The following is a 20,102-nucleotide window of genomic DNA, read 5'->3' as shown; positions in this document are numbered from 1 at the left end:
ATTCAAATTTTTCAGACCGACCTAAAACCAACATCATCAGTATTAGCCTGCCACGATAACTGTATAAGAGAAAGAGAAGATACTGAACAATAGCACAATAGCCAATTCAATGAAGAGGAACTTGTTTATCGAGTTCAATCACAAACAGGTGGAAGATGAACAAAAACCAGAATAAAAATCACTTTATTCTATCTAGAAACTCTTCAAAATCTTTCACCTGTTTTCTAGTATGGAGTGTTTCTGGATCTAATAAGAAAAGGATATTATCCCACTTACCTTTTTTGTCTAATGTACATACAGCCTCACCATCTTCTGAGCCTTGTAGAAACCTTCCTATCCTCAAACGCTTCCCTTTAAAATAGGATTCGGCTTCGTTAAATAAATAGTTCCGTTCGATTATATATTGTTTTACTTCCTTGTTTGGAATACTGTATGCATCAACTAGAGTAAAACCATCAATTAGAACTGGAACTTCACTGAAATTATTGTCTTCAAAATGCTGAATCTCACTCCAAAAAATATATATTGTTTCATCATTTGGATCAAACATAAACTTACTTATTATAAATGCAAAGCCGTTATATATCACCTCATAATAATCTGGTATTTTTAATGTGATTAAAATAAAACCGAATCATTTTTTTACACCGTTAGTTGCATAAGTAAATTTAAAAATGATATTAAGTTAATAATATCTGTAAATAAAAATGATAAGTAGTCCGCTTTGTTTTACTTTTTAAAAAGATAAATTAGGGTTTACTATTCTACTATGGTATACTTATACCACCATGTTATTTCATGTTTCATTTTGTTGCAATTAACCCTATTCATTAGTTGAATAGGGTTTTTACTAATACATATATCTATAAAAAAAAGCAAACCCAAAAGGATTTGCTTTCATAAACTAAAGTTTTCTATTATGCTTTTTGAACATTAGTAGCTTGTGGGCCACGTTGTCCTTGTTCTACTTCAAACGTTACATTTTGTCCTTCGTCTAAAGATTTGAACCCTTCGCTTTGGATAGCTGAAAAATGTACGAATACGTCTTCTCCTGCTTCACGCTCAATGAATCCAAAACCTTTGTCTGCATTAAACCATTTAACTTTACCTTGTTCCATAATTGTTGCCTCCTAGTGTGGATATCCACACATATGTTACTACTCTTGCTCAAATACTTTAGACAAAAAACAAAATTTATTTTTAATCTGAAACCGAACAAAAATAATTCTCTTTAAGATTAACATACTTCTGAAATAATAGCAAATAAAAAGGGCAACTATTTCGGTACTTGTACATTCGCGGTTCCCTTTCGTATCCATTCTTATTTTTCATTTGGTATAGAGATGAGATTTCACCTCATTCGTACTCGTTTAACATGTAACATTCACCTGCTTGAGCTGTATTAATTGTGTACCGTTTGCTCTTAAGAGCTGTTAGGAAATTTTAATTAGGCAACTATGGTACTACCTTTTCCTTTATTACCAACGTCTATAAGGAGGTTCTCTCCTAATGGTAATTGGATAAGAGTAGAATCACCTTTTCCAATGTTAATATAATGCACGGTCATTCATATTATTAGTTACCGCCTTCGTTGCTGATCTAAAGAGAATACCGTAACCAAGATAATGGCAACAAGTAACGTTGTGAGTGATTTAATCTTTTTATTTATAATCCCCTTTTTTTCTATGGAAGATAAGAGCATGATAAAAGAACATCAGCTAGATAATTCACCATAAAATACATCTTTTATGGCATACAAAAAAGGACAGCCAAATGGCCATCCTTTCATTGATAAACATATTTACATGTAAAAGTGATTACTCTTCCCAAACCTTAACTTCTTTCATGACATCGCCTTGTTTGATATACAATACTGTATCCATATCTTCCGGATTCACTTTTCCAAATACTGTATGCACACCATTCAAGTGTGGTTGTGGCTCATGTACGATGAAGAATTGGCTTCCGCCAGTATCTTTACCGGCATGTGCCATTGATAGGCTCCCTGCTTCATGCTTATGTGGGTTTCCAGCTGTTTCACATTTGATTGAGTACCCTGGGCCGCCTGTACCGTTTCCGATTGGGCAACCACCTTGCGCTACAAAACCAGGAATAACTCGGTGGAAAGTCAATCCATTATAAAATCCTTTATCAGCAAGTTCTTTAAAATTCGCAACTGTTCCTGGTGCTTCGTTCGGGAAAAACTCCATATGGATTACTCCACCGTTTTCCATTGTAATTGTACCTAATGTTTTAGTCATATTGATCTTCCTTTCCTATTCGTTAAGGCTGATGGAATCAACCTTATACTGTTTATCCTTTTATTGAAACTTTAAGAGGTTAGCCGGTTCTTTAGATTGCTATGTATTGGTAAATATCCTCTCAACATCAACATCTTGTCCATTTTAACATGCATGCAATCAAAATGGAAATCTCTCTTCTTTATCTATAAAAAAAGCACCGCCATCACAAAAGTATGATGGCGGCGCAATGATTTAAGCTTGCACGTCTACTGGAATATTTTTCTTTTTATTATTGGCAGGTGAGAGTAATTTTTCAAGCCACCCCATGATTAGGTCAGCAATGACAGCCATTAAAGCAGTAGGAATCGCTCCAGCTAAAATGATTGCTGCTCCATCGGTAACATTGGTCCCTCTGATAATAATATCGCCAAGGCCTCCGCCTCCGATAAATGCGCCAATTGTTGCAACACCAATTGCCACAACTAAAGCATTGCGCAAACCGGCCATAATGACACTTAATGCCAATGGCAGCTCAACCATATACAGCAACTGGAAGCGTGTCATGCCCATCGCACTCCCGGATTCCAAGACAGGTTTTTCTACGCTTTTTATGCCTGTATACGTGTTTTTAATAATAGGCAGTAAAGAATATAGAAATACCGAAGCGATTACTGTATTGGCGCCTAGCCCCATCGCCAGCATAAGCACTGCCAACATGGCCAATGCAGGAATCGTTTGAATAATGTTAGCAATCGATAATACCCAAGTACTAAGCTTACGGTATCTTGCAATTAAAATACCCAAAGGGATACCGATTATTGCCGCAAACAAAACACCATACGCCGACATCAAAAAATGTCTAAAAAATTGTTCCATTACATATGACCCATTATCCAGATAATAAGTCCATAATTCATTCAATGTATCCATCTGTACACCCCCTGTACTCAATCAAAATAATGATTTTTCTTTAAGAATTCATCAGCAATGGTTGCTGGCTCTTTCTTTTTCACATCCGATAGATAATTCAATTCGGTCATTGTATCATTATCGATTTTTCCTACTAGTTTTTTCAGCACTTTATCGACTTCCGGATGTTCTTTTATGAACGAATCATTGACTACCGGTGAGCAATTATATGGTGGGAAGAATTTTTGATCATCTTCCAATGTCTTCAGATTAAATGCTTTTAGACGTCCATCCGTGCTGTATGCTAGAACTACGTCCATCTTGCCGCTTTTCACCGCTTGATAGACTAATCCAAGCTGCATCGGGAATGCTTTTTCAAACGAAAAGCCATATGCTTTTGTAAATCCTTCATAGCCATCGCCTTTTCGGTTCAGCCAAGAATTGTCAACCCCAAGGCTTAATTCTCCTGCGATACTTTTAAGGTCCGATACTTTTTTTAGATTTTTTTCTTTCGCTAACCGATCAGTAACTGTCAATGCATATGTATTTGCAAAGCCATATGAATCATACCAAGTTTGATTGAACCGTTTTTCGAATTCTTTTTGGACAATCTTAGTTGCTTCTTCGGGATCTTTAACCGGTTCCATTCCCAGTGCCCCCGATAGGTCGGTTCCTGTATACCGAGTTGCGGTAATATCCACTTGATCTTCCGTTAATGCCTGATGCTGAACAATGGAAGAGCCAAGGTTTTGAATCATTTCCACTTTCATGTCTGTATCATGTTCGATCATTTTTTTTATAATTTGCCCTACAATTTGGGACTCTGATGTATTCATTGTCGCTACTCGTACTGTTTCATCGCCGCTTGCACCAAGTCCAGGAAGTGAACATGCACTTAAAGCGAAGACTGTCAAAATGGACAGAATAGCAATTTTCCCTTTTTTCCACATATATTTCACTCCTCTATTAGATGCTTTCCCGCTGTTTTCGTATGCCCTTTGGCGTAACGACGTTTTCAAGGCGCGTCAAAATGAAATCAACAAACAATGCAAGTAATGTAACTGGCACTGCGCCGCCAATAATTAAATCCGTACGGAATAAGTTCAATCCATCAAAGATAAAATCACCAAGTCCTCCGCCGCCAATAAAGGATGATAAAGTAGCCCAACCGATTAGATAGACTGCTGATAACCGAACTCCGGCCATAATGATTGGCGTAGATAAAGGGAGTTCTACACTAAACATTCTTTCTGTACCCGTCATCCCCATAGCCCGCGAGGCTTCAATCAAGTCTTTATTCACACCTTTTACACCGATATACGTATTTCGCATGATCGGCAAAACTGAGTAAAAGAATAATGCGACAATAGCAGGTAATTTACCGATCCCCAGCAAAGGAATGAAAAACGCCAGAATGGCCAAACTTGGAAAGGTTTGCACCACAGAGGCAATCCCGATGACGAAACCGGCGATTTTCGGTAAGTGGGCAAGTAAAATTCCTAGCGGCACTGCCACAATAATCCCGATCAGCAATGCTGTAAATGAAATGAATAGATGTTCTCCTGTTTTTATTAATAAATCATGTCCATAATTTGAAAAGAAATCTGATATAGCATTCATGTGCCCACCTCCTTATTTAGTCTCCTGAAGTTCTTGTTCGGATTCTTCCGGTTCTTCCTCTCCCCAGATAGAATCATAGATGACATCAACAAGGTTGGTACGGGTCATTATGCCTCTTAGTTTATTTTCGTCATCAACAACAGGCACGTATTTCATACCCAAAATCAAGAATTTTTTCGTAGCATCACGAAGCAGTGTATCTTCATGGACTGTTTTCAATTCAGTGTTCATCAATGCTTCTACATGGACATTCAAATCCTTGCCTCTCTCAATGGCCTCTACATTCAGTAATCCTTTTAAAATATTATTTTCATCTACTACAAGAAGGGAGTCTACTCGCCGTTTTCTCATTAATTGAATGGCTTCTGAAAGCTTTCCTGTCATTTGGATGCTGACCGGATTCTTCACCATGATTTGGCCAACAGTCTGAATGGATTGCTGCGCCTGCATTAAGCGGTCTTTTCCTATGAAGTTTTCAACAAACTCGTCAGCAGGGTGAAGCAGGATTTCGTCCGGGCTTCCTTGCTGAACTATTTTTCCGTCCCGCATAATGACAATGCGGTCAGCCAGTTTAATAGCTTCATCCATATCATGTGTTACGAAGACGATTGTTTTATCAAGTGTGCGCTGCAAATTTTTGAATTCTGCCTGAAGGGAATCCCTAGTAATCGGGTCCAGCGCTCCGAATGGTTCATCCATTAGAATTAATGGCGGCTCTGCAGCCAAAGCGCGCAGGACGCCTATACGCTGTTGTTGCCCGCCACTCAATTCATGCGGATAGCGATCAAGGAATTCTGGTGGCATATTGACGAGTTCCAATAGTTCTTCAGCTCTGGCACGCCGTTTGGTTTGCGGCCATTTTAACAATTTGGGAACTAATGCAATATTTTCGCGGATTGTCATATGGGGAAATAAGCCAATTTGCTGGATTACGTAACCGATGGATCTTCTCAATTCAACAACATTGCTTTCCATTACATTTTTACCATTAACAAAAATTTTTCCTTCAGTCGGCTTGATTAAGCGGTTGATCATTTTCATGGTTGTAGTTTTTCCGCAGCCGCTGGGTCCAATAAAACAAACAAACTCTCCTTTCTTAATATCAAGATTAATATGGTCGACAGCCCTTTTGCCGCCACCGTAGATTTTAGAAACATTTTCAAATTTGAGCATTTCCTATTCCTCCATTTGTCAGAGATTCTCATTTAAGGCCTTCAAGTAGGCATTCCTTACATTTTTTATCTATACGAATGCATATTCTTATAATTAGCAATCTACCTTTATCATCACCCTTCCTTATTTATATTAGCCTTATTCAATCAAAAAGTTGTAAATTTCGCATTCCATTAATCAATCAACCTTTATCAATCTACTTGTATATACCCTTAAAATTGCAAAATATGCTAAAATAACAAATATTTTTTAAAAAATGTATCGAACTTTTAAATTATTTTGGAATAACACTGTGTTTAACCATTATAAAACAGGGAATACTCCTTAATCTTTCCTAGTGAAATCATCCATTTTCCGGGACTTTCTGCACGGAATTATGAATTAGATTCCCAATATATAATTAAGAGAAAAATGAAATTATTACATAATTTTTACAAACAATTGTCGAATCCCTTTCTAATATAATGATTTGAAGAGTTATATGTTACTATTAATAATTTGGAACATAGTTAAATACAAGAAAAAGGTGCTTGTCATAATTCCTTTTTCTGCATTGTTATATATACATTTCGTACAACACCGGAAAAATAGTGGATTTCTTACTTTGTGGTTTTGCTATCGTGATACCTTGTTTTCTGGTGTATATTTGTTAAATTGGCATGGACGCCCTTATGATTGCTGCCCTCTATCCGTTTTTTCCACTTAGAAAAAGATTCCGGGTATATGGAGGTCCTAGTTTTTTCAGAGAGAAACACGATTTTCCGGATAGTTTTTTTCGGCCGCTTTATAAAACCAGTACTTTTCGGGATGACAGCATGGGTGTATGCCCGTTCGAAAAATAGAGAGAGACAGTCACCCTTCATCTTCCTAAAAAGGAAAAAGGAAGGAAATGATGAGAATAAAAAACTAAAAATCAGCCATTAGTTTTTCTTGATTTACAAGAGGATCCATTTTACATTGATCAGCTTCTTTCTTATCAAGCAAAAACAAAAAGGAAAAAAATGGTGATTGCAAGCGCGGTACGACAGATAATAAATCACAACTGATATGAAAAGGGCAAAAGATGAGATATCATCTTTTGCCCTTTTCATCTATACTTCAAAAAACAATTTAATAGAATTTTACAAGACATAGTCCATATAGTCCCCATGGCCTTTTTGAATAGGAAGCCCTTCTTCTTGCAATTTGGACCAAAAATATCGGTCCAACGCATAGGAACCTTGTTGTTGCAATGTTATTAATTGATCATACGACAGAGAAATCGTATAATACTGTTCCTTTTTCTTAACGGTTACCTGATAATCTTCCAATCTTAGGACAAATACCTCATACGAGTAATCCCATTCCTTCAATTGCCGTTCAACGGTAACAGCTACATGATGCAAAAAATCTTCATGATTAAGAAACGCAGACATGTAACCTCTAGCCATTCCGTTAATATTCATCTTCATCCTCTCCCATTTAAAAGTATCCATTAGCAGGAAACATATGATCAAAATGATTATAATATGAGTATATCACTAGTTTTCAGAAAAATAAATTAATTGCAGTGTGATTCAATCAAAGTATCGTTTTGCAACATTCCAATGAAAGCATAGCAGTTCCTAGCATTAGAAATGGAACATATTTGTGGGCATCAATCCAAACATGCTATCCTCATGCTCGACGAAAACAATCGATGTACTCTTTTAGGGACAAGAACATTTTTGGGCTCATTCTCTTATGAAAGAGGTAAAAATAATCCCTGAAACGCAATGATAAGAGTTTTAGTTTTTTACACAATTCACAAAAACGCATAGACTTCAATTAAAATTTCAAATGAATAATAGAAAAAACCACCTGTTTCAGCAGGTGGTTTGCTTTGCAGCAAAATCAGCTTTTTTCACCTTAACCTGATTGTTCCTGCATAATATAAAATTATTTTGCATTGATTCCATTATAGACAGCTGCTGAAAAGTCAACTCTGGAAGCACTATCCAATGGACGATACACATTTGTCTTGAATCCTTGAGTTAAGTCAATAACATTCATTGTGATAATGGCATCAAACGCCCAATAGGATGAGTTCAGATCATTATAAATGTTCTCTGCGGCAGAACTGGAAGCAACTGATTTTTTGATATTGAAAGCTCTTTGAACTATGACCGCCATTTGCGCTCTAGTCATTGTTTCGTTTGGTCTGTAAGTCCCATCTGTAAACCCATTGATGATGCCAAGTTCATTTATAGCGGCAATATCCTTAGCGAAACCATTGGAACCGCTAACATCTGGATAAGAAATAGTGCTTTTCGGAGTATGCTTCAATTGGCGGTTAATAATGGCAGCAGCTTGTCCCCTTGTAACTGGATCATTAGGCCGGAATGAACCGTCCTGATATCCAGAAATAATCCCTTTGCTGGTCAAATCCGCTACTGCTGTAAACGCATAGTGGTCTTTAGAAAGATCAACAAATGAAACAGATGGCGAGTTTCCTAACACTCTTTTGGCGCCAGTATATTTTGGCTTCCAATAGGAGTTATTCATTTTGGAAACAGTCACACCGTTATCGGTTGCAGAAATAAAGCTTTGATTTCCTATGTACATCCCTGAATGGGATACGCCTTTCTTATAGGTTTCTTGATAAAAGACAAGATCCCCTACCTGTAAGTCTTCCTCGCTGACAGGCACCCCCGCTTTTGCATATTGATCGGCTGCTGTACGCGGCAGTGATATTCCAACCTGATTGAACACATAAACAAGATATCCTGAACAATCGAATCCCTGTGGCGTATTTCCGCCGAATTTATACGGCACCCCAAGGTATTGGTTGGCGATTGCAGCTATATCTTTTTCCGAAACAGTTGCGGCTAGGCCTTTCGCGGGTATCAAACCTAGTAGAAATGCAGACACAATCAATAGACTCATTACTTTTTTCACTATAGTCCCCCTCCTCAAAAAAATTCCTCTAATACCGAAAAAAAGGCAGTAATAGAGCACAACATAGTCTTATTCTATCATAACAATAACGATAACAATGAAAAGATTTACAATTTTCACATAAAAATAACTATATATTGTTATAGAGCAATAGAAAAAGACATTATTAATTACCCATCTTTTATTAAAAATAACCTAAATATAGAGCCTTTACATAGGTCTTATTATTCTTCAATCATTTTCAAAATCCTCCCCATCCCTACAAATTCCTTATAAGATTTGCTATTTTTTACAGCAATTGCTGACATGTTCTATCCATTTTTCGATTTTTTATTGCAAAGATAATCCGGTTTGCCTTGTCTAGTCTTATCTTTCTTATGATGAGATAGATCAATCAGATTAGAGAGCAGCGGATAATTCCTCAAAAAAAAACGAGTACAAAAACCAGTTAGGGTTTTATACTCGATTATCCGCAATTCCTATACTATTCCGTTCTTACAATCTAAACGATCGCAAGTAAGAGCCTCATAAAAAGAATGATATTATATAATAAATAACCGCTGCCAATGCTGCCGATAAAGGCAAGGTTATGACCCATGTAATGACCATATGTTTAGCTGTATCCCAGTTGACTCCCCTCACTCTGTGGGCAGTCCCTACGCCTAGTATGGAAGATGATATGACATGAGTGGTGGATACCGGCATCCCAAGTGCCGAAGCACCAAAGATGATGCCGGCTCCTGTCAAATCCGCTGCTACTCCGTTCACAGGACGGATTTTCATGATTTTCCCCCCGACCGTCTTAATGATTTTCCATCCACCAACAGACGTCCCTAATCCCATCGCAATAGCGCATGCTAATTGAACCCAGAAAGGGATTGAGGAAGTATGCACGTATCCGTTGGCCATCAATGCCATGGTGATAATTCCCATCGTTTTCTGTGCATCATTTGTACCATGGGTAAAAGACTGGATAGCTGCAGTCGCGATTTGAATATGGCGAAATCGCCGGTTTGTCTTTGGTAAATTTCTATCTTTAAAAACAATTTTGAAAATACTATAGATTATATATCCTAGACAAAAAGCGATGATCGGTGAAAAGATGAGTGCTTCAATAATTGAAATGAATCCGCTCCAATTAAGGACATGGAAACCAGCAGATGCTGCAGCCGCCCCTGCGATGCTGCCAATGATTGTATGTGATGATGAACTTGGTATTCCAAAGTACCACGTAAGCAAGTTCCATATGATCCCTGATATTAGGGCCGCCAGAATGACGACCGAACCATCTTCCAATGAAAATGGATTGACGATATTTTTCGTAATTGTTTGTGCAACCCCTGTAAAAGAGATTGCACCCACTAAATTCATGACCACTGCCAAGGTAATGGCCCTTTTTGGGGAAAGGGCCTTTGTTGAAATGGAGGTTGCGATAGCATTGGCTGAATCATGGAACCCGTTTATGAAATCAAACGCAAGAGCAAAGAAAACAATACATATAGTTATAAGCATTAACGAGTCCATTTGCGAACCTCCTTATGCGTTCTTCATAATAATAGATTCCAGTGTATTGCCCACTACTTCACAAAAATCCGCGATTTCTTCCAGATTTTCGTATATTTCCTTATATTGAATGACTCTGATGGGATCCTTCTCAACAGCAAACAAGTTTTTCATGCTTTGTCGATGTAAAGTATCGCATTTGGATTCCAATTCTTTTATCTTAATGGCATGTTCACTGATATTCTGCAATTTTTTAGTTGAAGTCAGCATATCGACAGCTACATCGATTTCATAAGCTGCTTCCCTGATATGTTCCACCATTTTGATCATATATTCGTCCGCATTAATGATGGAGTACATTTCAAAAAGTGCTGAGCATTGCTCCAGCCCATCCAAAACATCATCCATGCTCATCGCCAGCTGGAGGATGTCTTCGCGTTCAATTGGCGTAATAAAGGCTTTATTCAATTCCTGAATGACTTCATGTATAAATGAATCGCCCTTATGCTCAAGTTCACTCATTTTTTCTGCAAATTCTTTTAAATCGCTGACGTTATTTAACTTATAGTCCACAAAGAAGTCTGTGCTTTCTTTAAGGTTGCCAGAAATCTGGCTCAGCATAACCGCAAATTTATCTTTTTTCGATTTAAAAACCATTATTAATCCCTCACGATCCAAGAAATATGTCGATATGTATCAAAACATGACGAATGCAATGAACTTTATAATTTTACTCCTACCATATGACAGAATAAAGCAATACCCCTTAAAATTCATTAAATAGTTGCTTTTTACCCAATTTAACCTTACTAACAAACCTGATCCTATTCATAGATAGCCATGCAAAGGAGTTTTTTAGGTCAATGTCTTCTGAATATAGTTAGTATTTCTTTCCTTTCAGTGATTATGCAACTGGCAGGATGATTGGCTATAAGGAATTCAGCATGTCTTGTGCTTAAATTGTAATGGTTTGTTCATCTGTTGTTCATATACATACTTGATAATGAGTGAGTAGTTTTGCTTTCATAACGATGTGAATAAAGGAGAGTTTTAATGAAAAAATTATATGTGTCTGCATTTTCATATTTAATTGCTGCATTAGTAAGCGGAGTCGCCTTTCGGGAAATAACCAAATATAGCGGCGTATTCGAATCGACCGCCCTTGGCAAAGTGCACGGACATTTAATGACACTAGGATTCATCATGTTCTTGATATTTATTATATTCGAAAAAACCGTTCAATTATCTGCGCATAAACAATTCAATCTATTTTTTATTCTTTATCATGTAGGCGTCATTATGGCGACCGTTCTCATGTTAGTGCGCGGGATTGTCAGCATTATGGTTGCTAAGGGAACCATGTCCTTATCTTCAGGGCTCGATTCTGCTATTTCCGGTATGGCCGGCTTAGGGCATATCATCTTATCCATTGCTTTTATTCTATTTATGATTATCCTCAAAAAAGCGTTAATTACAAAAAATGTGTAGGCAATGAATACGAACACATCAAACCAGCACTCAAGGTAAAACTGCCTTTATGCTGGTTTTTACATGTTTGCATATGGAAATATTTCCTTGAATTCGTTATAATAGTATTTACCGTTACAGTGTTATCAATGGTAAAAACGGGTATATACTGAGGACACAAAGATGGTGATTTATCCCATTGTTACCCGTCAGGTAGTTTCTGCGCTATGCTGGCCGTATCGAAATGCTTTAAATTGCCGTTCAAAAACAGAGGAGATGAATAGTGTGGATTTCATTTTACAACCATCGCTTAGTTTATTGATCGCCGCATTGCTTCTGGCAGGATTTATTTTGGCCATGGCCAAGAAAAAAACAGCGTGGACCATCCTTATTTCTAGGGTATTCCTATTAGTAGGCTGTCTTGTTTTCGCCAACGAATTTGCCGAACATGATTTTAAAAGCAGCATAACCGAATCCGGAGCGGTTTTCTTCGAGCTCGGAATGGTTACTATATTGATCAGCTCCATGTATTTGGCAAGCAAAAAAAGAAAACATCATTACCATTCTTAATAAGAAAGGAGCCGGGTATAGATGCCGGCTCCTTTTTGTTTTATCCTTTTTCTTTATATGCTTCGCTGTCAATAACCTGAAGATTGTATTGGCGGATCAATTGGGTAAGCAATTGGCTATATATACGCTCCCCTTTTTCATTCTCGGCAGTGCTATATCCGGCTTTTTCCAGTACCTTTGCCTGTTCCATATACGTTTTAGCTGAAAACAGGCCATTCTTAGCATAACGGGGATTCCGTTTTAGGAAATCTCCATGGTCTTTGATCGACTCATCCATTGTGGAATATACCCTGAATCTGGCAGAGGTCTGTTGATTGAAATGCTCTGTCGTTTTAAGACTGGCCGTTTTTCCGCTCCACTTTGTATGGCCCTTGATTCCGAACAAGTTATTATAATCTTTGGATAAAGAACTATTACCCCAATTCGATTCAAGAATAGCCTGTGAAATAGTGATGGATGGCAATACGCCATACTCTTTAAAATTTTGGATAGCCGCCCCCTTGATTTGGTCGATAAATTGATAATTGTTCTCTTTGCCTGCAGGGACACGCTTTTCCCCAAACTGTTGCTTATACCCTTTTAGCTCTTCGACTTGGCGGCCGTTAAAGTTTAATAGTTGACCGACCTGCTCGATTGTTCGTAATTTATACGTCCCCTCTTCTTTTGCGATAAATAAAGAGGTAAGCTGCTTGATATTTTGCTCAGTCATACTTTCAAGCTCCCCTTTATGTTGGACGGCATATACAGCCGCGACATCCTCCCAATTGACTTGTATTTTCCCTATACTTTCATCATCCACAAATTGGATCATCTTTTTCCTATGGTCACCATCGGTAAAAATAAATGTATCCTGCTGAAACCATCTATATACGAAGAAAAGCATCACTGCTGCCACAAAAAGAAAAAACCATCTTCTTTTCTTCATATTTACACCTCTCTCATCTGACTGCCATTATTAGTCCAGTGTAAGGCCGTAGATTGCCTATGTACACAGTCCGCAGCCGTATTTTTTACTAGACTTGGACACTAGCACATTAAATCCTTGCCCAGTGGCCTCAGTATACGATGGCACTGTGTCATCAATGTTACATTCTAATAGAGTCTTTTTAAAATGCATTCTCTCTTAATTCTTCTATTCCCATTTACTAGTCATACTCTCTTATTATCAACATATGATTTTATTAAGAGGTGAGTAGCCATGGAAAGAGTTCATATCATTCGAAAAAAAATAGTCAATTCATTCACGATATCGTTAATTACTGTTAGCTTTGTCCTTTATTTGCTTATTCTGAATTATTCGTACGGTTCAAAAACCATCCAAAAAATGATAGATGAAGTGGAAGGCAAGGACCTATTCACTTATTTCTTCCAAACAACCAACCAGTTTTATTTTTCCGGGGAAAGCCATCCTTTCTCAGCCGGAGACATTTCTACTCTTTTTTTCTCTTTGGCTGCCAATGTAAAGCCTACCGATGCCCGTTCCTTTCTCATAAATCAGATTCCGGGATTGGCTGACTATGATACAGAAATCTTAGTGGCGGGTGAAGGAACGGATATCACGAATCTGCCTGTTGAACCCCATCTAACCGAGTTAGAGCAAAAACAAGAAACGCCAGTGGCAGAAGATAAAGTAAAATCAACGGAAGATCCCAAAACGACTATCCCCAAACAATCCTATACACTGGCTGAAAGCAATGTATTCATATACCAATCCCATAATATCGAGTCCTTCCTCCCTTTACTTAAAGGAACGGACAATCCCGATAAAGCGATCAGTTCGGACCAAAGGGCGAATGTTGTTAAAATCGGAAGCCTTTTAACCAATGAACTAATAAATAACGGACTTAAAGTGTACCATGACACAACGGACATCAACAAAAAACTGGTCCAAAACAATCTAACGTTTAGCCACTCTTATGAGATGTCGGCAAAAGTAGTCCAGGCTGCATCAACATCCAATAAACAATTAACCTATTTTATTGATGTCCACCGCGATTCCGCAAGAGGAAAAACAACAACAAAAGTAATTAACGGACAGTCATACGCCAAATTATACTTTATCATTGGAAAAGAAAATAAGAATTACCAAAAGAATGTGGAGTTTGCCACAAAAATCCACCATGCATTAGATAAGAAATACAAGGGCATCAGCAGAGGCGTTCTTGGGAAAAACAGGCAGGATGGAAACGGAATCTATAACCAGGATATTTCCGATAAAGCCATTCTCGTTGAAATTGGGGGAGTCGACAATACAATCGAGGAATTGGCCAGAACGGTGAAAGCATTGGCTGATGCCTATACCGAAGCATACAACGATTCAGTGGAAGTGAATCAATAATTTGTTAGGCAAAAAAAGAAAACGCCTGGAATAACCCTCCAAGCGTTTTCTCCATGTATATTTGCTTTTTTACATACGTTGATGCTTTTATCTAGCGTAACTTACGCTTAAAATGACTGATCATGGCTATTCATTTCCAGGCTACTTGTGAACTTATTACTTAGCCGTTAAAAATCATCTATTTTAATAAAGCTGCAATTTCATCGATTTTTTTGGCACCGAATACAACTTCTTCATCATTAATGATCATTGCAGGGACACTCATCACTTTATATTTTGTCTTAATGTCCTGGAATTGGCTGATATCAACCATTTCCGCTTCAATATTAGGATTCTCGATGGCGATTCGTTGTGCTCCAACGACTACATCCGGACAGAAATGGCAAGCAAGCGATACCATTACTTTAATATTGGCTTTTTTGCTGATGCTCTTAATTTCTTTCATAATGTCAGCGTCCAATGCTTGACCAGGGCCGGCAAGATTATAAATAGCCAAAATAAATGAATTTAACTCATGGCCTCCGGGAACTCCGTGATATTTTACTCCGCTGTATTCACCCTTGCTGTCAAGTAAAGCTACGACCGGGAATTTATCAGCATTGATTTTTTCTTCCATTTCTTGGCTCTCGCCTTTTTGAAGAACCTGAAGATGCAGTTTTTCGCCTTGTTCAGCAACATCCAATAAGAAATCTCTTAATTCCACTGACTTCGGCATCGTTTCATCGACAATCGTCACGAGTGTAACATCACTTTCCATCTTGCTGAAGATTCCTTTTAATTGGCCTCGGATGGCATCAGAAATAAGGGAACTTTTCCCAGCATTGCCCTCTTGTGCAGATTCTTCTTTCTTCACTTCTTTAGGCTCTTCCGGTTCATCCACAATTCCAAGACGTTCTTTTTCTTCAGCGATATATTTGCCTGCGTCTGTTGCTGCGATCGCTCCATCCGCAACAGCTGTAACGATTTGGCGCAGTGATTTTGGACGAAGGTCCCCAGCGGCATATACACCATCGACACTTGTCTTCATATCATCATTTGTCAGAATGTAACCAGCACGGTCCATATCAATCTTTTCTTTGAATAATTCTGTACGTGGCTGGTACCCGACAAATACAAACACGCCAAAAGTGCCGTCTTCTTTTTTCGCTTCGTATTCCCATTCTTCTTTGGTCACGTTATTGATGAAACGGCCTCTTTGGATCATTCCATCACCATATACACCAAGCAATTCAGTATTGAACTTCACTTCAATTTTGTCGTTCGCAAATACTTTATCGGCGATGGATGGCGCACACGTAAATTCAGGTTCTCGGGCAATGATCGTTACCTTAGTAGCGTAACGCGTCAAATACATGGCCTCTTCTGCCGCTGCAAAGCCAGCGCCAATAACAAACACTTCCAAGCCTTGGAAGAATTCGCCGTCACATGTTGAACAATACGCTACACCTCTTCCGGTAAATTCCTCTTCCCCTGGGAAGCCTAATTTACGAGGCGAAGCACCAGTCGCAATGATCACAGCGCGGGCAAGGAAATCGCCATTAACGGTCTTTACCAATTTCACTTCTTGTGAAAAATCGACTCCGGTCACTTCAGTCTTTACGAATTCTACTCCAAAATCTTCATTCTGTTGTTTCATTTCTTCAATTAAAGCAGGTCCGGATGTTTTGCGGATTCCAGGATAGTTCGCAATTTCCGATGTAGTGGACGCTTGTCCGCCTGCATTTGCTCTCTCTAGTATTACTGTTTTCAATTTTGCGCGGCCGGCATACACACCTGCAGACAAACCAGCAGGCCCTGCTCCGATGATTAATAAGTCATATATGTTTTTCATAATCGCTCTCCATGTAGTATAATGAATGTACTATTTATATTTATATTTGCAATAGATGAGGCACTTATGGGGATAAGTGCCTCATTTTTTATTATATGAGTAAGCTATTAGATTTTTCCTACTAGGTCCAAACTAGGCTCAAGTGTTTCTTCGCCTGGAGTCCATTTCGCCGGACACACTTTGTCTCCATGTTCAGCCACGAATTGTGCAGCCTGTACTTTACGGACCAATTCTTCAGCATTGCGGCCGATTCCAAGATCGTTTACTTCGTAAGACTTGATTTGTCCTTCAGGGTTTACGATGAATGTACCGCGCAATGCCAAACCGTCTTCAGCGATCAGTACTTCAAATTGGCGTGAAAGAACGTTTGCTGGGTCTGCAAGCATCGGATATTTGATTTTACCGATTGTTTCAGTAGCATCCGCCCATCCTTTATGAGTGAAATGAGTATCAGTAGACACTGAATAAATTTCGCAATTCATTTCTTTAAATTTCTCGTAATTATCTTGAACATCCGCAAGTTCTGTTGGGCAAACGAATGAGAAATCTGCTGGATAGAAGAAGAAAACAGCCCATTTGCCTTTTACATCTTCAAGAGTAACTTCTTTGAATTCTCCATCATGGTATGCTTGTACTTTAAAGTCTTCGATTTGTTTGTTGATTAATGACATAGTGTAATTCCTCCTGAGGGGTTAATTTGTATTTATCCTTTCTTTATAATAATTATTAACAAATAATAAGTCAATAGGTATTTTAAAATAATTATCATCTATCATTCATTTAATGCAAATTACCTTTTTTAGCGTTTTCTATATAAATTCGCATTAACACCACCTCTATAGAGTTAATGTATTTCAGAATTCAATTAAACAAAATAGACAACTCTCTTCATTTTCATTCTCATATACATCCATTAAATGAGAATTTTAATGCGAATTTTTTCAATTTTATTACTATATTCCACCACCAGTTCCTTCATAGTTTTCTCATCTGTTGCAGATCCATACTTCTTTCATTCAGGCATTTTATTTTTCTGCACAAAAAAAGCGCTGTATCAGCGCTTTTTTTCTCTCTATGCTACACGATACGGATAATGGTCAAATCGGCACCTAGGCCGCCAGTCAACAAGGTGGCAGATAACGCCACTCCAAACATCTGAAGTGATATAGTATCTCCTGCAGCCAGTACTAAAACAACATCATTCGTAAAAGTGGATAACGCCACGGCAGGATTGATCGACGAAGCTGTATTGGCTGCTCCATTTACCGTTATTCTTGTTCCTGAAAGAATGCCTGCAGTTGTAGCTAAGTTATACCTTATATAATAGGTGCCTGCCACATTTATGGTAAAAACATCGTTCCCTGCATTTACCGTTATGCCTGTTCCAATCACTTGTGCATTCGGCAGTGGTACATTTGTTCCGGCGATAGCGACAGAAATCGTTGAACCTGTTGTATTGGCAGCATATGCTGAATTGCCTGTTACTGGTACGCCAGTAGCGCCTACTGCTCCAGTCGAACCTGCCGTTCCGGTCGCCCCGGCCGCTCCTGTCGGCCCTGTTATTCCAATCCCGCTTGCGCCGGTTGCTCCCTGGGGCCCTGTAAGCCCGCTCGGTCCTGTTGCCCCGGTTGACCCTGAACCGACGATCAGGCTGTAATCCGCCGAAGTACCTGGGATTCCCGTAGGTGCGGCAACATTTGTTAAAAATGTACTGCCGTTATATAGCACAATCTGACCGGCTGGATAGGTGGGTGCGACCACAGCATTGAACAGAACTGCATTATTCAAGCCGATTCCTGTTGGACCTGTTGCTCCCGTCGCTCCTGTCGGGCCCGTTGCTCCTGTTGCTCCGGCAGCTCCTGTTGCCCCGGTAGCGCCACCGGCCGGGCCTGTCGCTCCTGTCGGGCCTGTTGGACCCGCCAGTGTAGGGATGCTTGTCACATTGTTCATTTTCGACTGCAATAAAAACTCTTGGTTTGAAATAGCTTCCAATGTATTAATTGCACCATCACTCGCTGCCAATAAATCCGCTATGGTAGTTGCAGGCGGCGTAAGGCCTGGCAACGTGCCCAAAAGATACTGCAATCTTTCCCCTTCTGCATTGATAATATGCGCCAATCCCATTTCTTCCAATGCAATGGAAGATAACAGCAGGTTGATGGCATCATCTCTGCTTAAAGATATGCTGGGGGTTATATTGGGTAAATTCGGTTGAGACATGCTAACACTCCTTTTGACCATTTTTTCTTACACAAACTGTTCCTTTCACTTTCCCCCGCCTCCGAACCGACGTTTACAGCAAGCGGATAATGGTTAAATTAGCTCCCGTTCCCCCTCCTAACAAAGTAGCTGTTCCCAATAAGCCGAACAATTGGAGAGAAAGAGTCGATCCTGCCGTAATATTCGTAACGATATTATTGGAATAGGAAGCTAAGGCAGTGACTGTTGGTGCCACTATCGAGGCTACATTAGCAGTCCCGTTAATGACTATTCTGGAACTGACCAGTAATGACAGCGTCGTATAGATGTTATAGCTGATTAAATATCTGCCGCTATTCGCAATGGTAAATGTATTGTTGGCTCCATTGATTGATACTCCAGCCCCAAGGCTTTGGGAGCTGGGAAGCGGGATGTTTGTCCCACCTAAAATGACAGCAATTAATCCACCAGTCGTATTGGCTGCATATCCATAATTACTTGTGAATGTTGTCGGTGACTGTGCACCTGTTGCGCCCGTGGGCCCTGTTGCGCCGGCGGCTCCTATCAGACCTTGAGGGCCTGTTGTGCCAGTAACCGAAAGGCCTGTTGCCCCGACTGACCCTGTCGCTCCTTGTGCTCCCGTATTCCCTGAAGGCCCTAATGCGCCCAGAAGTGCATAATCTCCTGAGAGGCCAGGAGTGCCAACTGGGGAAGCGACATTTGAAATGTATGTCTGTCCGTTTGCATAGACAATTTGCCCAGCAGGGTAATTTAGGGCGGCCGCGGGATTGAATGCTACTCCCCCCGATAATCCAAGCCCAGTAGAACCAGTTGCGCCAGTCGGTCCGTCCGGGCCTATAGAGCCAGTCGCTCCTATCGAACCAGGAGCGCCTGTAACACCTGTTGGAGATCCGGTGGCACCAGTTGGCCCCGTCGCCCCGAGAATAGTCGGTATTCTCATTGCATTCCGTAATTTAGATTGCATGAGGAATTCCTGCTTACCGACAGCTGTCAACATTTGAACAATACTGGCATTTATATCTGCAATTTCTGCAGGGGTACCAGGAGTATCTCCAAGAGTCCCAATGGCGAATTGCAGATTCTCCCCCTGTGTATTAATAATATGGGAAAGGCCCAATTCTTCCATTGCAATAGAAGAGATCAATAAATTTACTGCATCCTCCCTGGTGAGTGAGATACTGGGTGTAATATTGGGGATATTCGCTTGTGACATGCATATCCCTCCTTTTTTTAAAAAATGGACTATCTCTCAAACCTTACTTTCCACTTGCATCCATTACTATCATTACACTATATTCAAGCCATCCGTTCA

The 20,102-nt window shown here is 39.4% G+C and carries 19 protein-coding genes; 3 read left to right on the top strand and 16 right to left on the bottom strand.

Annotated features, from left to right (window positions below):
• Positions 1 to 178: 178 nt before the first annotated feature.
• From ABC357_RS08325 to ABC357_RS08275, 11 genes are all read right to left on the bottom strand, one after another.
• Entirely contained in the window at positions 179 to 550 is a 372-nt protein-coding gene (locus ABC357_RS08325; protein ID WP_412887055.1) for a hypothetical protein, read from the bottom strand.
• Between the two features lie 367 nt (positions 551 to 917).
• Positions 918 to 1,118: a cold-shock protein gene (locus ABC357_RS08320; protein ID WP_412887054.1), complete on the bottom strand. Its 201-nt coding sequence runs from the start codon at positions 1,116 to 1,118 to the stop codon at positions 918 to 920.
• A 699-nt stretch (positions 1,119 to 1,817) separates the two neighbouring features.
• Complete coding sequence (locus tag ABC357_RS08315) at positions 1,818 to 2,261, bottom strand: peptidylprolyl isomerase (protein WP_412887053.1); 444 nt, start codon at positions 2,259 to 2,261, stop codon at positions 1,818 to 1,820.
• Positions 2,262 to 2,495: 234 nt separating this feature from the next.
• Positions 2,496 to 3,173 carry an ABC transporter permease gene (locus ABC357_RS08310; protein ID WP_412887052.1) on the bottom strand — a complete coding sequence of 226 codons (678 nt, stop codon included), beginning with the start codon at positions 3,171 to 3,173 and terminating at the stop codon, positions 2,496 to 2,498.
• Between the two features lie 17 nt (positions 3,174 to 3,190).
• Positions 3,191 to 4,102, bottom strand: coding sequence for an osmoprotectant ABC transporter substrate-binding protein (locus ABC357_RS08305; protein ID WP_412887051.1), 912 nt, complete (start codon positions 4,100 to 4,102; stop codon positions 3,191 to 3,193).
• Between the two features lie 16 nt (positions 4,103 to 4,118).
• Complete coding sequence (locus tag ABC357_RS08300) at positions 4,119 to 4,772, bottom strand: ABC transporter permease (protein ID WP_412887050.1); 654 nt, start codon at positions 4,770 to 4,772, stop codon at positions 4,119 to 4,121.
• A 12-nt stretch (positions 4,773 to 4,784) separates the two neighbouring features.
• The gene (locus ABC357_RS08295; protein ID WP_412887049.1) at positions 4,785 to 5,945 is read right to left on the bottom strand and encodes a betaine/proline/choline family ABC transporter ATP-binding protein; all 1,161 of its coding nucleotides are present in this window, start codon (positions 5,943 to 5,945) and stop codon (positions 4,785 to 4,787) included.
• Between the two features lie 1,121 nt (positions 5,946 to 7,066).
• Positions 7,067 to 7,390, bottom strand: coding sequence for a hypothetical protein (locus ABC357_RS08290; RefSeq protein ID WP_412887048.1), 324 nt, complete (start codon positions 7,388 to 7,390; stop codon positions 7,067 to 7,069).
• 472 nt (positions 7,391 to 7,862) lie between these two features.
• Positions 7,863 to 8,861, bottom strand: a complete 999-nt coding sequence (locus ABC357_RS08285) for a C40 family peptidase (protein WP_412887047.1) — start codon at positions 8,859 to 8,861, stop codon at positions 7,863 to 7,865.
• Positions 8,862 to 9,386: 525 nt separating this feature from the next.
• Positions 9,387 to 10,385 carry an inorganic phosphate transporter gene (locus ABC357_RS08280; protein WP_412887046.1) on the bottom strand — a complete coding sequence of 333 codons (999 nt, stop codon included), beginning with the start codon at positions 10,383 to 10,385 and terminating at the stop codon, positions 9,387 to 9,389.
• A gap of 12 nt (positions 10,386 to 10,397) precedes the next feature.
• On the bottom strand, positions 10,398 to 11,021 hold the full coding sequence (locus ABC357_RS08275) for a DUF47 domain-containing protein (protein WP_412887045.1): 624 nt from the start codon (positions 11,019 to 11,021) through the stop codon (positions 10,398 to 10,400).
• Positions 11,022 to 11,417: 396 nt separating this feature from the next.
• On the opposite strand from ABC357_RS08275, the gene ABC357_RS08270 reads away from it, so the two are divergent.
• Together ABC357_RS08270 and ABC357_RS08265 are read left to right on the top strand one after the other, a co-directional pair.
• Positions 11,418 to 11,852, top strand: coding sequence for a DUF2871 family protein (locus ABC357_RS08270; RefSeq protein ID WP_412887044.1), 435 nt, complete (start codon positions 11,418 to 11,420; stop codon positions 11,850 to 11,852).
• Positions 11,853 to 12,116: 264 nt separating this feature from the next.
• Positions 12,117 to 12,401, top strand: a complete 285-nt coding sequence (locus tag ABC357_RS08265) for a hypothetical protein (RefSeq protein WP_412887043.1) — start codon at positions 12,117 to 12,119, stop codon at positions 12,399 to 12,401.
• 40 nt (positions 12,402 to 12,441) lie between these two features.
• On the opposite strand, the gene ABC357_RS08260 is transcribed toward ABC357_RS08265, so the two are convergent.
• Positions 12,442 to 13,326, bottom strand: coding sequence for a glycoside hydrolase family 73 protein (locus ABC357_RS08260; protein WP_412887042.1), 885 nt, complete (start codon positions 13,324 to 13,326; stop codon positions 12,442 to 12,444).
• Positions 13,327 to 13,599: 273 nt separating this feature from the next.
• Here ABC357_RS08260 and spoIIP point away from each other — a divergent pair, with 273 nt between their 5' ends.
• Entirely contained in the window at positions 13,600 to 14,739 is a 1,140-nt protein-coding gene (gene spoIIP, locus ABC357_RS08255; protein WP_412887041.1) for a stage II sporulation protein P, read from the top strand.
• A 178-nt stretch (positions 14,740 to 14,917) separates the two neighbouring features.
• On the opposite strand, the gene ABC357_RS08250 is transcribed toward spoIIP, so the two are convergent.
• The 4 genes from ABC357_RS08250 to ABC357_RS08235 all read right to left on the bottom strand — a co-directional run bounded on the left by ABC357_RS08250 (position 14,918) and on the right by ABC357_RS08235 (position 20,003).
• Positions 14,918 to 16,570, bottom strand: a complete 1,653-nt coding sequence (locus tag ABC357_RS08250) for an FAD-dependent oxidoreductase (protein ID WP_412887040.1) — start codon at positions 16,568 to 16,570, stop codon at positions 14,918 to 14,920.
• Between the two features lie 107 nt (positions 16,571 to 16,677).
• Complete coding sequence (ahpC, locus tag ABC357_RS08245; RefSeq protein ID WP_412887039.1) at positions 16,678 to 17,241, bottom strand: alkyl hydroperoxide reductase subunit C; 564 nt, start codon at positions 17,239 to 17,241, stop codon at positions 16,678 to 16,680.
• Between the two features lie 406 nt (positions 17,242 to 17,647).
• The gene (locus tag ABC357_RS08240) at positions 17,648 to 18,790 is read right to left on the bottom strand and encodes a BclA C-terminal domain-containing protein (RefSeq protein WP_412887038.1); all 1,143 of its coding nucleotides are present in this window, start codon (positions 18,788 to 18,790) and stop codon (positions 17,648 to 17,650) included.
• Between the two features lie 73 nt (positions 18,791 to 18,863).
• Entirely contained in the window at positions 18,864 to 20,003 is a 1,140-nt protein-coding gene (locus ABC357_RS08235) for a BclA C-terminal domain-containing protein (protein ID WP_412887037.1), read from the bottom strand.
• Between the last annotated feature and the right edge of the window lie 99 nt (positions 20,004 to 20,102).

The sequence above is a fragment of the Bacillus kalamii genome (genome assembly GCF_047238185.1).
GTDB lineage: Bacteria > Bacillota > Bacilli > Bacillales > DSM-1321 > Bacillus_AD.
This window is presented reverse-complemented; position numbering and strand designations above follow the sequence as displayed.

Coding starts and splice junctions, on each gene's coding strand:
- ABC357_RS08325 (WP_412887055.1), bottom strand. CDS start 550: ATGTTTGATCCAAATGATGAAACAATATATATTTTTTGGAGTGAGATT.
- ABC357_RS08320 (WP_412887054.1), bottom strand. CDS start 1,118: ATGGAACAAGGTAAAGTTAAATGGTTTAATGCAGACAAAGGTTTTGGA.
- ABC357_RS08315 (WP_412887053.1), bottom strand. CDS start 2,261: ATGACTAAAACATTAGGTACAATTACAATGGAAAACGGTGGAGTAATC.
- ABC357_RS08310 (WP_412887052.1), bottom strand. CDS start 3,173: ATGGATACATTGAATGAATTATGGACTTATTATCTGGATAATGGGTCA.
- ABC357_RS08305 (WP_412887051.1), bottom strand. CDS start 4,102: ATGTGGAAAAAAGGGAAAATTGCTATTCTGTCCATTTTGACAGTCTTC.
- ABC357_RS08300 (WP_412887050.1), bottom strand. CDS start 4,772: ATGAATGCTATATCAGATTTCTTTTCAAATTATGGACATGATTTATTA.
- ABC357_RS08295 (WP_412887049.1), bottom strand. CDS start 5,945: ATGCTCAAATTTGAAAATGTTTCTAAAATCTACGGTGGCGGCAAAAGG.
- ABC357_RS08290 (WP_412887048.1), bottom strand. CDS start 7,390: ATGAATATTAACGGAATGGCTAGAGGTTACATGTCTGCGTTTCTTAAT.
- ABC357_RS08280 (WP_412887046.1), bottom strand. CDS start 10,385: ATGGACTCGTTAATGCTTATAACTATATGTATTGTTTTCTTTGCTCTT.
- ABC357_RS08275 (WP_412887045.1), bottom strand. CDS start 11,021: ATGGTTTTTAAATCGAAAAAAGATAAATTTGCGGTTATGCTGAGCCAG.
- ABC357_RS08270 (WP_412887044.1), top strand. CDS start 11,418: ATGAAAAAATTATATGTGTCTGCATTTTCATATTTAATTGCTGCATTA.
- ABC357_RS08260 (WP_412887042.1), bottom strand. CDS start 13,326: ATGAAGAAAAGAAGATGGTTTTTTCTTTTTGTGGCAGCAGTGATGCTT.
- spoIIP (WP_412887041.1), top strand. CDS start 13,600: ATGGAAAGAGTTCATATCATTCGAAAAAAAATAGTCAATTCATTCACG.
- ABC357_RS08250 (WP_412887040.1), bottom strand. CDS start 16,570: ATGAAAAACATATATGACTTATTAATCATCGGAGCAGGGCCTGCTGGT.
- ahpC (WP_412887039.1), bottom strand. CDS start 17,241: ATGTCATTAATCAACAAACAAATCGAAGACTTTAAAGTACAAGCATAC.
- ABC357_RS08240 (WP_412887038.1), bottom strand. CDS start 18,790: ATGTCTCAACCGAATTTACCCAATATAACCCCCAGCATATCTTTAAGC.
- ABC357_RS08235 (WP_412887037.1), bottom strand. CDS start 20,003: ATGTCACAAGCGAATATCCCCAATATTACACCCAGTATCTCACTCACC.